The organism is Pseudomonas sp. MPC6 (genome assembly GCF_006094435.1).
Lineage (GTDB): Bacteria > Pseudomonadota > Gammaproteobacteria > Pseudomonadales > Pseudomonadaceae > Aquipseudomonas.
In genome coordinates, this window is record NZ_CP034783.1 from 5,857,525 (window position 1) to 5,869,605 (window position 12,081).

General features: G+C 61.4%; 12 protein-coding genes. 7 read left to right on the top strand and 5 right to left on the bottom strand.

Going from position 1 to position 12,081, the window contains the following annotated elements; genetic code table 11:
- The first annotated feature begins 272 nt into the window (after positions 1 to 272).
- The 3 genes from ELQ88_RS29250 (at position 273) to ELQ88_RS29260 (ending at position 2,157) form a co-directional block, all read left to right on the top strand.
- The gene (locus tag ELQ88_RS29250; RefSeq protein ID WP_128870154.1) at positions 273 to 737 is read left to right on the top strand and encodes a multidrug transporter; all 465 of its coding nucleotides are present in this window, start codon (positions 273 to 275) and stop codon (positions 735 to 737) included.
- A 78-nt stretch (positions 738 to 815) separates the two neighbouring features.
- Entirely contained in the window at positions 816 to 1,640 is an 825-nt protein-coding gene (locus tag ELQ88_RS29255) for an SDR family oxidoreductase (RefSeq protein WP_128870153.1), read from the top strand.
- A gap of 118 nt (positions 1,641 to 1,758) precedes the next feature.
- Positions 1,759 to 2,157, top strand: a complete 399-nt coding sequence (locus ELQ88_RS29260) for a DUF4440 domain-containing protein (protein WP_128870152.1) — start codon at positions 1,759 to 1,761, stop codon at positions 2,155 to 2,157.
- A gap of 42 nt (positions 2,158 to 2,199) precedes the next feature.
- On the opposite strand, the gene ELQ88_RS29265 is transcribed toward ELQ88_RS29260, so the two are convergent.
- From ELQ88_RS29265 to ELQ88_RS29280, 4 genes are all read right to left on the bottom strand, one after another.
- Positions 2,200 to 3,048 (bottom strand): HlyD family secretion protein, encoded by an 849-nt coding sequence (locus tag ELQ88_RS29265; RefSeq protein ID WP_128870151.1) that lies wholly within the window; start codon positions 3,046 to 3,048, stop codon positions 2,200 to 2,202.
- Between the two features lie 25 nt (positions 3,049 to 3,073).
- Positions 3,074 to 3,274: a DUF1656 domain-containing protein gene (locus ELQ88_RS29270; RefSeq protein ID WP_128870150.1), complete on the bottom strand. Its 201-nt coding sequence runs from the start codon at positions 3,272 to 3,274 to the stop codon at positions 3,074 to 3,076.
- Entirely contained in the window at positions 3,264 to 5,453 is a 2,190-nt protein-coding gene (locus ELQ88_RS29275) for an FUSC family protein (RefSeq protein WP_128870149.1), read from the bottom strand. Before ELQ88_RS29275 ends, ELQ88_RS29270 begins: the two co-directional genes overlap by 11 nt.
- Positions 5,454 to 5,600: 147 nt before the next feature.
- Positions 5,601 to 7,112 carry an efflux transporter outer membrane subunit gene (locus tag ELQ88_RS29280; RefSeq protein ID WP_138969062.1) on the bottom strand — a complete coding sequence of 504 codons (1,512 nt, stop codon included), beginning with the start codon at positions 7,110 to 7,112 and terminating at the stop codon, positions 5,601 to 5,603.
- 263 nt (positions 7,113 to 7,375) lie between these two features.
- On the opposite strand from ELQ88_RS29280, the gene ELQ88_RS29285 reads away from it, so the two are divergent.
- From ELQ88_RS29285 to ELQ88_RS29300, 4 genes are all read left to right on the top strand, one after another.
- A complete protein-coding gene (locus tag ELQ88_RS29285) occupies positions 7,376 to 8,344 on the top strand; it encodes a LysR family transcriptional regulator (protein WP_138969063.1) in 969 nt (322 codons plus the stop codon).
- A gap of 441 nt (positions 8,345 to 8,785) precedes the next feature.
- Positions 8,786 to 9,091 (top strand): DUF6124 family protein, encoded by a 306-nt coding sequence (locus ELQ88_RS29290; protein ID WP_128872941.1) that lies wholly within the window; start codon positions 8,786 to 8,788, stop codon positions 9,089 to 9,091.
- Between the two features lie 325 nt (positions 9,092 to 9,416).
- Entirely contained in the window at positions 9,417 to 10,391 is a 975-nt protein-coding gene (locus tag ELQ88_RS29295) for a D-glycerate dehydrogenase (RefSeq protein ID WP_128872942.1), read from the top strand.
- 219 nt (positions 10,392 to 10,610) lie between these two features.
- Positions 10,611 to 11,120 (top strand): DUF2165 family protein, encoded by a 510-nt coding sequence (locus ELQ88_RS29300; RefSeq protein WP_138969064.1) that lies wholly within the window; start codon positions 10,611 to 10,613, stop codon positions 11,118 to 11,120.
- Positions 11,121 to 11,129: 9 nt separating this feature from the next.
- Here the strand turns inward: ELQ88_RS29300 and ELQ88_RS29305 are convergent, their stop codons facing one another.
- Positions 11,130 to 12,032 (bottom strand): DMT family transporter, encoded by a 903-nt coding sequence (locus tag ELQ88_RS29305; protein WP_138969065.1) that lies wholly within the window; start codon positions 12,030 to 12,032, stop codon positions 11,130 to 11,132.
- Between the last annotated feature and the right edge of the window lie 49 nt (positions 12,033 to 12,081).

A 12,081-nucleotide genomic window follows, 5' to 3' on the forward strand; every position in this document is an offset into this window, starting at 1 on the left:
ACAAAAGCCCCCATGCTATTCACTGCGTCCGCAGTGGGTTGGATGGGGGCTTTTTTTTGCCTGGATTTTTGTTGCCCCGGCTGGCCCCTTCGCGAGCAAGCCCGCTCACACAGGGGATGGGTGTTGCCACATGATTTATGATCGACGCAAATCCCTGTGGGAGCGAGCTAGCTCGCGAAGAGGCCCGTGAATCCACCGCCGAAATCAAGCCCATCGCCAATCCCCCTTGCGCTTAGGTAGGATGACCCTCTCTTCTCCCGAGGTTTCACGTCATGTTCATCGGCGTCCTGCTGGTCATCACCTGGCTGATCCTGTTGCTGCGTTACCCGGCCAAGGCCCTGCCCGTCTCCGTGGCGGCCGCCATAGGGTTGGGCGTGGTAGCCACCTGGGTGATCTGGATGGACAACCGCGAGGTCAAGCAACTGGCGCGCCTGGAGCTGCGCATCTCCTATGCGCCTGAACAATGCCCGGCGGACCGTCCGCTGAAGTTGACCATGAACAATGGCAACGACGTGCCGCTGACCGAGTTGCGCTGGCGTGTCGCGGCGTACGCACCGGGCGATACGGTGAACCTGGCCGACAATCAATACGCCGCGCCCCGCTATCGCGGCCCGGGCGAACTGCAGCCGGGTGCGAACTGGGACGACTGTTTACCGATGCCGCCGTTGCGCCCCGGTTATCGCCCGCAAACCCTGGAGTTTCGCGCCGAGCGCTTGCAGGGTAGTTTCTCTGACTGACCGCGTTATCGTTCATCGCGGGCAAGTCGTATCGCCCGCTCCTGCCATCACACCTTTTTATTGCACAAGGACCGCGCCATGCCCGTTGCGCTGATTACCGGATGTTCCAGCGGCATTGGCCGCGCCCTGGCCGATGCCTTTAAAAAGGCCGGTTACGACGTCTGGGCCAGCGCCCGCAGAACTGAAGACGTAGCGACGCTGGCGGCTGCCGGGTTCACCGCCGTGCAACTGGACGTCAACGATGGCGTGGCACTCGAACAGTTGAGCAAGCGAATCGACCAGCAACCGGGCGGTCTCGATGTACTCATCAACAACGCCGGTTATGGCGCGATGGGCCCACTGCTCGACGGTGGTGTGCCGGCCATGCAGCGCCAGTTCGAAACCAATGTGTTCGCCATCGTTGGCGTGACCCGGGCGCTGTTCCCGGCGTTGCGCCGGGCCAAAGGATTAGTCGTGAACATTGGCAGTGTGTCCGGGGTTCTGGTGACGCCATTCGCCGGTGCTTACTGTGCGTCGAAAGCCGCCGTGCACGCCTTGAGCGATGCCCTGCGCATGGAACTGGCGCCCTTCGGTATTCGCGTCATGGAAGTTCAGCCGGGGGCGATCGCCTCCAGTTTCGCCAGGAATGCCGGGCATGAGGCCGAGCAGTTGATCAGCGAACAATCGCCGTGGTGGCCGCTGCGTGAAGGCATTCGGGCGCGGGCCAAGGCGTCCCAGGACAACCCGACCCCGACCGGTGAATTTGCCGCCGGTTTGCTGAAAGCTGTGCAGCAAAGCAAACCGCCACGGTTGATCCGCCTGGGCAATGGCAGCCGGGCGTTGCCGTTGCTGGCGGGATTGTTACCCAAGGGATTGCTGGAGTCGGGGTTGATGAAGCGGTTCGGGTTGCGTGGGCAGCTCTAGGACCGGATCGACCCCATCGCGGGCAAGCCCACAGGGAAATGCATTTCAACTGTGAGCGCGAGACCGGCTTGCCGGCGCAGGCGTCTAAACTAACTCTGCAAAAATCTCAGGAAACAACATGACCGACTACAGCGAATACTTCGACGAAGTGATCCAGGCCCACATTGCCATCGAACAGTGGCTGGCCGAGCAACGGGATGCGTCCGAACTCCAACACCTGCTGACCCGTTTTTCCCCGCAGTTTTCCATGGTCTCGCCATTGGGCCGGGTGCTGGATTTCGACGGGTTGAACGAGTTGTTCCTGCTGGCGGGTGGCAGGAAACTCGGGTTCCGCATCGAGCTCAGCGAGTTGCGCGGCATCGCCCTGCACGACACTGGCGCCACGGTGAGTTACCGCGAGCAACAGACCGATGCGACCGGCCTGCACTCGGATCGACGCTCGACCGTGGTGTTCGAGAAACAGGCTGGCGGCAAGGTGGTGTGGCGGCATTTGCAGGAGACGTTTTGCCAGGCGTGAACCTTTGTCTTACTTCTGATAGACCGAGTCGCGGCCTTACGGTCAGTTAACAACCACCGTACAAGTAATCCCCGCCGCCAACAGCACCCCCTCCGGCACTTCATCGATGTGAATCCGCACCGGCACCCGTTGCGCCAGGCGCACCCAGTTAAAGGTCGGGTTCACATCCGCGATCAGTTCACGGCTCTCGGGGTTATCACGGTCATAGATACCGCGGGAAATACTCTCCACGTGCCCCTTGAGCACTTCGCCACTCATCAATTGCATGTCGGCCTTGTCGCCAACCCGCACATGGGGCAGTTTGGTTTCTTCGAAGAAGCCGTAGACCCAGAACGAGTTCATGTCGACCACGGCCATTTTCGCTTCGCCGATGCGCGCATAGTCGCCGCGATGCACGTTGAGGTTGGTCACGTAGCCATCCACCGCTGACCGTACTTCGGTGCGTTTGAGGTTCAGTTCGGCCGCTTCCAGCTGGGCCTGGGCATGCTGGTAATCGGCCAGGGCCGAGTCGGCGATGTTGCTGGCGTCGTCGCGGTTTTCCCTGGAGATCACCAGGTTGTCCATGTCGGCGCGGCGATGGGCGTTGACCTTGCGCATCTCCCATGTCGACTTGCGCGAGGCGACCAACGACTGCGCCTGCTTGACTGCAATACGATAGTGCTCGGGGTCGATGCGCATCAGCAGATCGCCCTTCTTCACCAGTTGGTTATCGCGCACCGGCACGTCCACCACTTCCCCGGTGACGTCGGCGGCGACGTTGATGATATCGGCGCGCACCCGGCCATCGCGGGTCCACGGCGTGTTCATGTAATGCACCCACAGGGTCCGTCCGATCCATAGCGCGAGGGCCAGTACCAGCAGGGTGGCGAGCAGGCTGAAAAGCTTTTTCATCAGGGCCTTCTTCAGTGATAGAGAGTCAGTGATAGACGGTCAGCGCCAGGGCGCCGAACAGACAGGTAAACAAACTCAGGCGCAGCAACGCCGGGTGCCAGAAGAAGCGGTACAGATCGTACCCGGACATAAATCGGTCAAGTGCCCAGGCCAGCGCCGCGGCAATGAAAAACATCAGCGTCATGGTCGGCATGTACACGCCGTGGAAGGCGATTTCACGGGGCATGTTCAAGTCCTTGAGGCTGCGTAGCGTAGGCCGCGAGTGGTGATTGCGGATCGAGCAGAGAGGTGCGGATGAAGTGCAGGTAGCTCTTCACCCGGCGCAATGCCGAGGTATCGAAGTGCGGGGCGAAGGGTTCATCGGTGGCTTGCACGCGACTGATGGCGTGATCCACGGCGATCAGCCCGCGCTGCAGATTGCTCTGGCTCGGCTGCAGAAACAGTCGCACCAGCGAGCGGCCCATCACCCGGATCGCCTGGCGCCACGGCTGCGATTCGGCGTAGGCCGGATGCACCGGCAGGATCGCCTGTTCCTTGCGCAACTCGATGATCGCGTGGCCGACTTCCAGCACCACGAACATCCAGCGCAGCAGGTCCCGCTGCACCTGCGGCTGGCCCGCGGCGAGACCGTAGGCCTGGTGCAGCAAATCCCGCGTGCGGCTTTCGAAACTCGATGCCAGGCCCTTGAGTTTGCCGCTGATGGCGTAGACCACCTGACCACGCAAGTCCTGCTCCAGCCGCCGCCATAACCAGCGGCTGTTGGGCGGCAGGATGATCGCCCCGGCCGCCGCGCACACCAGCATGCCGAGCACCATGGCGATGTAGTCGTTGATGAAGGCGTAGGGGTTGTAGACGGTGAGGTTGTCCGGCACCGAACCGGTGCTGAAGAAAATCAGCAAGCCAAGGCCGACCCCGGCGTATTGCGGGCGTGAGCTGAGGAACGAGCCGAGCACGATCACCGGCGCGAGCATCACGCAGAGCAATGGAAAGCCATCGATCCACGGGAAGATGAAAAACATCTCGACGAAGCCGATCAAGGCGCCCAGCAGGGTGCCGCAGGCCATCTGGAACGCCATGCGTTTCGGGTTCGGCGTGGCGGCTGAAAGGCCCACGGTGGCCGCGGCAATCAGGGTCATGGTCGCCCCGCTCGGCCATGCCGTGGCGACCCAATAGCTGCCCAGCGCCAGCAGAATGAACGCGGCACGAATCCCCGAGGCGGCTGATGCCAGCCAGTTGGTCTGCGGGGTGAACGGCTCGTCCCAGCGTTCCCGCTCGTGGCTGTGATCGGCCAGGGAGGCATGGGTCTGTGCATAACTGTGCAAGTCGTCGACGAAGCGATAGAGCAATTCGTAGGCGGTGTGGAAATCCAGCTGTTCGGCGTCGCTCGGATCGCTCTCTTCAAACGTCGCCCGCAGGTGGCGGACTGTCGCCGGCAAGTTGGCCTTATAAAGCGTCAATGCAGCTGTCAGCCGTGCGGCGTCGGGACTGGTCAGGGCGCGGCCGCTGAAACCGTCGAGCAATTCGGCAAGGTCCTGCAGCCCCGGCTTGATCGCCGCGACAACGTGATCGGTGCCATGGCTGCGCAAGCGTTCGAGCAATTGGTGCAAGGCGTTGAACCGCGTGGTGATGCCCATGAACTCGCTGTTCAGGCGACTGAGCCGACCGTTGCGCCGGCGCATGTGCGGGTCTTCGAACACCGTGACGCTGCGCAAGCCTTCCAGCCCCACGGCTTCAGCGATAAAGCGCACGTTGCTCGCTTCGAACGCATCGCGTTTGCTGCGGCCGCGCAACCCATCGGTGACGAACAACGCGAACACGCCGAAGCGCTGATACAGGGCGTTGCGCATCGCGGCGCTGGCGGTTTGCGGCAGGATCGCGGCGCTGACCACCGTGGCGCAAAGAATCCCCAAAGAGATTTCCAGCACCCGCCACACCGCGGCCATGAATGCGCCGTCCGGGTGAGCCAATGCAGGCAAGCCGACCATGGCGGCGGTGTACCCGGCGAGCACAAAACCATAAGCGCGAAAGTTGCGATAACGCGCCGCGCCAGCCGAACAAATGCCCACCCAGATCGCCAGCGAGCCGAGGAACAACTCGGTGTTCTGCGCGAACAAGGCAATCAGCGCAACCATCACCGCCGACCCGGTCAGGGTGCCGAGGAAGCGATAGAAACTCTTGGCGAACACCTGGCCGCTTTGCGGCTGCATGACGATGAACACGGTGATCATCGCCGTGCGCGGTTGCGGCAATTCCAGGCGCATCGCCAGCCACAAGGTCAGGAACGCGGCGAACAGCACTTTGAAAATGTAGACCCAGGTCACGCCGTCACTGCGTGCCCAGTCGAAAAAACCCCGGCGCCATTCCAGGGAATACAGCCAGCGCAAAGGTGCGGGCAAGGGAGTCATCAGATCCTGCTCAATTGTCGAAGGTGGTGCGGCGAAAACTGATCCCCTGTAGGAGCTGGCTTGCCAGCGAAGGCGGTGTGTCAGCTAATACATGTGTCGCCTGACACACCGCTTTCGCTGGCAAGCCAGCTCCTACAGGAGCGGTGTTCAATTCGAGAGGCTCGTGAGAATGGCCGGGGTTTTCGGTGCCTGGATCTGGCTGTCTGTCGGCACATCGTTGCCCGCGCCAAGTCCACCGCCGAGCGCCGTCACCAGTTCGGCATGAGCGCTCAGCCGCGCGGCCTGCACCTGTTGCTGCACTTGCTGCTGCTTGAACAACAGGGTCTGGGCGTTGAGCACGTTGAGGTAGTCGGTGAGGCCGCGCTGGTAGGCGATCATCGCGATGTCGTAGGTTTTCTGCGCGGTGGCGACGGACTCGGCGGCGAAGTGTTGCTGCTTGTCCATGGACTCGCGGCGGATCAACTGGTCGGAGATGTTTTTCAGCGCGTTGACCAGCGTCTGGTTGTACCTGGCCACGGCGATGTCATAACCGGCGGAGGCTTCGCCCAGTTCGGCACGCAAGCGACCGCCGTCGAAGATCGGCAAGGAGATCGCCGGGCCGACGTTGTAGTTGAGCTTCTTGCCAGTCAAAAACTCCAGCGCACCGCCGCCGGTGGCCATGTAGCCGAGGCTGCCGACCAGATCGACGTTGGGATAGAAGCCCGCGTGAGCGACATCGATTCCCCGCGCCAGCGCCGCCACTTGCCAGCGGCTGGCGACCACGTCCGGGCGTTGACCGAGCAGTTGCGCCGGCAGCGACGACGGCAATTTCAGCGCCGTGCCCAACGACAATGTCGGCCGTTGCAACTGCGCGCCCTCCCCCGGCCCCTTGCCGGCCAGCGCGGCGAGCTGGTTGCGACTCAGCGCGATCTCCTCGTCCAGCGCATCGATCTGGCGATGGGTTTCCGGCAAGGGCGTCTCGGCCTGGCTGACTTCGAAATGCGTGCCGATTCCGCCGTCGAGGCGCTTTTGCGCCAGGTCGAGAATTTGCTGTTGCTGCTTCAGGGTCGCGGCGACGATGTCCCGTTGCGCGTAGTGCAGCGAGAGCTCGATGTAGGCGCGCACCACGTTGTTCTGCAATTCGAGCTGGGCCAGGCGCGCTTCGGCGGCGCTCATGTGGGCCAGGTCCACGGCGCGTTCGGTGCTGTTGCTTTCGCGGCCCCAGAGGTCGAGGGCGTAGCTGAAGCCCAGCGCCGCATTGTTGTCCCAGGTGGTGGTGTTGGCCAGATCGCCAGGGCCGTAGAACGGGTCGGTGGGCCAGTTGTGGCGCTTGAGCGTGGACTCGGCATTGATCTGCAGTGACTCGGCGGATTGCGCGATGCCCGCCATGGATCTGGCCTGACGCACCCGGGCGGCGGCCATGGCGATGGTCGGGCTGCCTTGCACGGCGAGGTCGATCCAGCGGTTCAGTTGCGGGTCGCCATACGCCTGCCACCATTGAGCGGCGGGCCAGTGAGCGTCCTGCGCAGCGCTCTGGATGGCTTCGTCGGTGGCCAGTGAATCGGCCTCCAGTGCCTTGCCCTGTGGGGCAATGCCTGCGGTTCCGATGCAGCCGCTGATTGCCAGGGTTAAAACCAAAACACTGAGCGTCTTTAGCGCTCTGTTGATGCGACGCGGCACTGCTGAAAATTCCTTAAGGAAGGGGGCTGTAGGAGCCGGCTTGCCCGCGAACCAGACGCCGCGGTGCATCTGTTGCACCGCGTCATCGTTCTTCGCCGGCAAGCCTGGCTCCTACAGGGGTGCCAATTCTAGGGGTGAGCTTTGATGGCGATAAGCTGGGATTCCTGTGAATCTTTGTTACCGTTAACGCGATAATCCCTTCGTCGGGGTCACCGCCTCCGTAACTTCGTGTCACAATTTGCCATCGCCCTCGAGAGCACCCCATGGACACTTTGCAAAACATGCGCGCCTTCAGTTACGTGGCCGAGGCCGGCAGCTTCACCGCCGCCGCCGTGCAACTCGACACCACCACGGCCAACGTCTCACGCGCGGTCTCCAACCTGGAAGCCCACCTGCAAACCCGCCTGCTCAACCGCACCACCCGCCGCATCGCCCTGACCGAGGCCGGCAAGCGCTACCTGTTGCGCTGCGAGCAGATCCTGGCCTATGTCGAAGAAGCCGAAGCCGAAGCCAGCGACGCCCACGCACGCCCGGCCGGGCAACTCAAGGTGCACACCATGACCGGCATCGGCCAGCACTTCGTGATCGACGCCATCGCCCGCTACCGCAGGACCCACCCCGACGTCACCTTCGACCTGACCTTGGCCAACCGCGTACCGGACCTGCTGGACGAGGGCTACGACGTGTCCATAGTCCTGGCCAGCGAACTGCCGGATTCGGGTTTCGTCTCCCAGCGCCTGGGCATCACCTACAGCATCGTTTGCGCCTCGCCGGCCTATGTAAAAGCCAACGGCTGCGCGCATAAACCCAGCGACCTGCTCAATCACGCCTGCCTGCGCCTGGTGAGCCCGGTGATTCCCCTGGAAAAATGGGCCTTCGACGGCCCGGATGGCCAGGAAATGGTCACCATCAACAGCTCACCGTTCCTGGTGAACTCCGCCGACGCGATGACCACCGCGATCATCAGCGGCATGGGGGTTGGCGTGTTGCCGGTGTATGCAGCCATCGAAGGGCTGCGCAATGGCACGCTGGTGCGGGTGATGCCGAACTACCGCTCCCAGGAATTGAACCTCTATGCGATCTACCCGTCGCGCCAGTACCTGGATGCGAAGATCAAGACCTGGGTCGAATACTTGCGCGGTTCGCTGCCGGAGATATTGGCGGCGCATCAGGCGGAACTGGCGGCGTATGAGTTGAGTGGCAGTCTGGGTGGGGTGCGGTTGGCGAATTGACCACTGACTACAGACCACCGATTACTGTAGGAGCGAGCTTGCTCGCGATGGTCGTTAACGATAACGCTGTAAACCTGACACCCGGCGCTGGCCTCACGTTTTTCGCGAGCGAGCTCGCTCCTACTAAGGGTGTGGCGTCCTAGGATGTTTCCCACATGCTCTGTCGGTTGTCGTGTGGGAAGCGAAATAGGTAGGCTTTTGCGGTCGCTGAAAAATCAGCGACCGGGTCTGGAAACCCGAGGTTCAAGAGTATAGATGCCTGACTTCATGACATACTACGGCGCTTTTTTACCCGTTAGAACTTGTTATGGCGGCTGTGCGTGGGAGACCTTCGGGTCTGCCGGGTTTTACTCTTGCCTCGGTTTTCCAGCCCGCGCATAGCTGCCACCTTTTCGCCTGGAAACGAAAGATGGCGGCTCCGTCCAGCAAGAGGAATACGTCATGAAAAAGCCGTCGCCTAATCCGCCAGATGCAGAAATCACCTCGCCCCAAAAACCACTCACCCTGAAAACCTCCATCCCGCCCCACACCCCCAGCCATCTATTCGTCGTCGCCCCCAACATCAAAACCGAAACCCTATTGGTCCACGCCAGCGAGTCCCTCGCCTCGGCCAGTGTCATGGCCAGTGACCTCGCCGGATTCCTCGAAGGGCCGCATCGCAACACCATGCTGGGCATCCAGCAGGTCATCATGCTCGGCGAACTGGCCGTGAACCAGGCCCTGGATAACGTCGATCCGCAGGATTAAAAATCCGCCTGCCCTGTAGGAGCCGGCTTGCTGGCGATCGCTGCAACACGGTGTACCTGACACACCGCTTTCGCTGGCAAGCCAGCGCCTACAGGGATCACCGGTGTACCGATGGATTGTGGTCAACGCCGAACCCTGTAGGAGCTGGCTTGCCAGCGAAGACGGCGGCACATCCAGCATTGATGTGACTGACAGGACGCTTTCGCTGGCAAGCCAGCTCCTACAGGGGAACGCGTACATCCGAGGCATTCAGGGGCTCGCACAACCTCCGGGAAGAATGTTAGCGTGCTTGGCATTCACCCAAGCCCGACGAGCCCTTCCCCCCATGAAAAAGACCGTCCTCGCCTTCAGCCGCGTCACCCCCGAGATGATCGAACGCCTCAAGCAAGACTTCGACGTCATCGTGCCCAATCCGAAAAACGGCGACATCAACGCCCAGTTCAACGAAGCCCTGCCCCACGCCCACGGCCTGATCGGTGTCGGTCGCAAACTCGGGCGCGCGCAGCTGGAAAACGCCGCCAGACTGGAGGTCGTCTCCAGCGTCTCGGTCGGCTACGACAACTACGACGTCGGCTACTTCAACGAACGCGGGATCATGCTCACCAACACCCCCGACGTCCTCACCGAAAGCACCGCCGACCTGGCCTTCGCCTTGCTCATGGGCAGTGCCCGTCGCGTTGCGGAACTGGACGCCTGGACCAAGGCCGGCCAATGGCAAGCCACCGTTGGCGCGCCGTTGTTTGGCTGCGATGTACACGGCAAGACCCTGGGCATCGTCGGCATGGGCAACATTGGCGCCGCCATTGCCCGTCGCGGGCGCCTGGGCTTCAACATGCCGATCATCTACAGCGGTAACAGCCGCAAGACCGAACTGGAACACGAACTTGGCGCACAGTTGCGCAGCCTGGACCAATTGCTGGCCGAAGCCGACTTCGTCTGCCTGGTGGTGCCGCTCAGCGACAAGACCCGACACCTGATCAGCCACCGCGAACTGGCGCTGATGAAACCGAGCGCCATCCTGATCAACATCTCGCGTGGTCCGGTCGTCGACGAGCCGGCGTTGATCGAAGCCTTGCAGAACAACCGTATTCGCGGCGCCGGTCTGGACGTCTATGAGAAAGAACCGCTGGCCGAATCGCCGCTGTTCCAGTTGAAAAACGCTGTCACATTGCCGCACATCGGCTCAGCGACCCATGAAACCCGCGAAGCGATGGCCAATCGGGCCTTGAGCAATCTGCGTAGCGCCCTGCTGGGTGAGCGACCGCAGGACTTGGTCAACCCACAGGTCTGGAAGGGCTGAGTGCCCCACGGCACGTCGAGCGGACGTGCCGTGGCCCTGACGGCTGCATCAATAATCGGCAACTGATAACACCCCCGCCTTTTTCGATACTGCGCTATTTAGCCTGATTCACCCTGAATGACATAACTTGCAACTCAGTCGCTCGCCGGGGTTATTCACAAACGTTATAAACTTTAAAAAACCTGGAAGCACTACCAAACGGATTTGGAGAACACCTGGATGAATCAATTCACCGCCGTCTGCGCTATCAGGCGGAGCAAAGTCGTGATTGTCTTGATGGGGGCACTCTTCGGCATAGCCACCCTGATCAATAACTTTACCGATTACACGGCATACACCGAGTATATCGGGCGAATCATCAGCATGAGCCATACCGAAGGTAACGACTCCCGACGCTACCGGGCGGTCACTTCGACCCTGTTCCACCACCGGTTTTACTGGGCGATCATCACGCTCGAGATCATCTACACGTTCAGTTGCCTGTACGGGGCTTATCAGCTGTTTCGGAATCTGAATAAGTCGCGCAACGAATTTCACGAGGCCAAGAAATTCGCCATAGTGGGTTTGACCACCGCTATTTTTGTTTACTACGTCCTGTACGTTGTCGTATTGAATGAATGGTTCGACATGGAGTATTCCGCTCAGCAAAATGCCTTTGACTGGGCACGAAGTAATATTGAATACATGTTCTTCGCGCTGATATACCTGGTATTGGTGTATGACAAATGAACCACCCGTTCATGCCAACTTGCCCGCCACCGGTTTGATCCCGGCGCCGGGTTTGCGAAACACCAGCACATTACCCAGCATGACCAGCACCAGGCCTGCCAGCGCCGGGGCAGTCCACTGATAACCTTCGACAAAGGCCGACACGTTGAGCGCCACCACCGGGAACAACACCGTGCAATAGGCGGCCCGCTCCGGCCCCATGCGCCCGACCAGCGTCAGGTAGGCGGTAAACCCGATGACTGAACCGGGGATTACCAGATACAGCAACGAGCCGATATAACGGGCATTCCACTCCATGTCGAACGGAACGCCTTTGACCAGGCACCAGGCCGCGAGCATCGCCGCACCATAGGCCATGCCCCAGGCGTTGGTGGTCAGTGGCTTGAGGCCGGCTTTCTGCTGCAGGCTCGACAGCATGTTGCCGGCCGAAAAGCACAGGGTGCCGAGCAAGGCCAGTCCCAGCCCGAGCAAGGTTTCCGGGCTGGCGGTATGACCGGCGAGTTCGGGCCAGAACAACAGGCCGAGCCCGAGCAATCCCAGCGCTCCGCCCATCAGCACATTGCGCGCGATTTTCTGGCCGAAGAACACCCGCGCATTGAAGGCGTTCCACAGCGTGGCGGTGGAAAACACCACCGCCACCAGGCCGCTGGGGATCCACTGGCTGGCGGTGAGGAAGCACATGAAATTGATGCAGAACAGGCACAGCCCCTGCGCCACACAGATCAGATGCCCGCGGCGGTTCATCACTTGCAGCTTGCGGCTGAGCAGCAACATCACGAACAGCATCAGCGCGGCAAGGCCGAAGCGATAGACAATCGACACGGGGATGGCCACCACGCCCAGTTGCCATTTCAGGGCAATCCAGGTGGTGCCCCAGATCAACACGGTCAGCAAGTACAACGAAAGGTTCATGGCAAAGACTCCCTGGCAGGTGCCCAGTGTCCTGCGCCAAACCTTTTCG

Excerpts from the sequence above, each read along its gene's own strand:
- ELQ88_RS29250 (WP_128870154.1), top strand. The coding sequence starts at position 273 with ATGTTCATCGGCGTCCTGCTGGTCATCACCTGGCTGATCCTGTTGCTG.
- ELQ88_RS29255 (WP_128870153.1), top strand. The coding sequence starts at position 816 with ATGCCCGTTGCGCTGATTACCGGATGTTCCAGCGGCATTGGCCGCGCC.
- ELQ88_RS29260 (WP_128870152.1), top strand. The coding sequence starts at position 1,759 with ATGACCGACTACAGCGAATACTTCGACGAAGTGATCCAGGCCCACATT.
- ELQ88_RS29265 (WP_128870151.1), bottom strand. The coding sequence starts at position 3,048 with ATGAAAAAGCTTTTCAGCCTGCTCGCCACCCTGCTGGTACTGGCCCTC.
- ELQ88_RS29270 (WP_128870150.1), bottom strand. The coding sequence starts at position 3,274 with ATGCCCCGTGAAATCGCCTTCCACGGCGTGTACATGCCGACCATGACG.
- ELQ88_RS29275 (WP_128870149.1), bottom strand. The coding sequence starts at position 5,453 with ATGACTCCCTTGCCCGCACCTTTGCGCTGGCTGTATTCCCTGGAATGG.
- ELQ88_RS29285 (WP_138969063.1), top strand. The coding sequence starts at position 7,376 with ATGGACACTTTGCAAAACATGCGCGCCTTCAGTTACGTGGCCGAGGCC.
- ELQ88_RS29290 (WP_128872941.1), top strand. The coding sequence starts at position 8,786 with ATGAAAAAGCCGTCGCCTAATCCGCCAGATGCAGAAATCACCTCGCCC.
- ELQ88_RS29295 (WP_128872942.1), top strand. The coding sequence starts at position 9,417 with ATGAAAAAGACCGTCCTCGCCTTCAGCCGCGTCACCCCCGAGATGATC.
- ELQ88_RS29300 (WP_138969064.1), top strand. The coding sequence starts at position 10,611 with ATGAATCAATTCACCGCCGTCTGCGCTATCAGGCGGAGCAAAGTCGTG.
- ELQ88_RS29305 (WP_138969065.1), bottom strand. The coding sequence starts at position 12,032 with ATGAACCTTTCGTTGTACTTGCTGACCGTGTTGATCTGGGGCACCACC.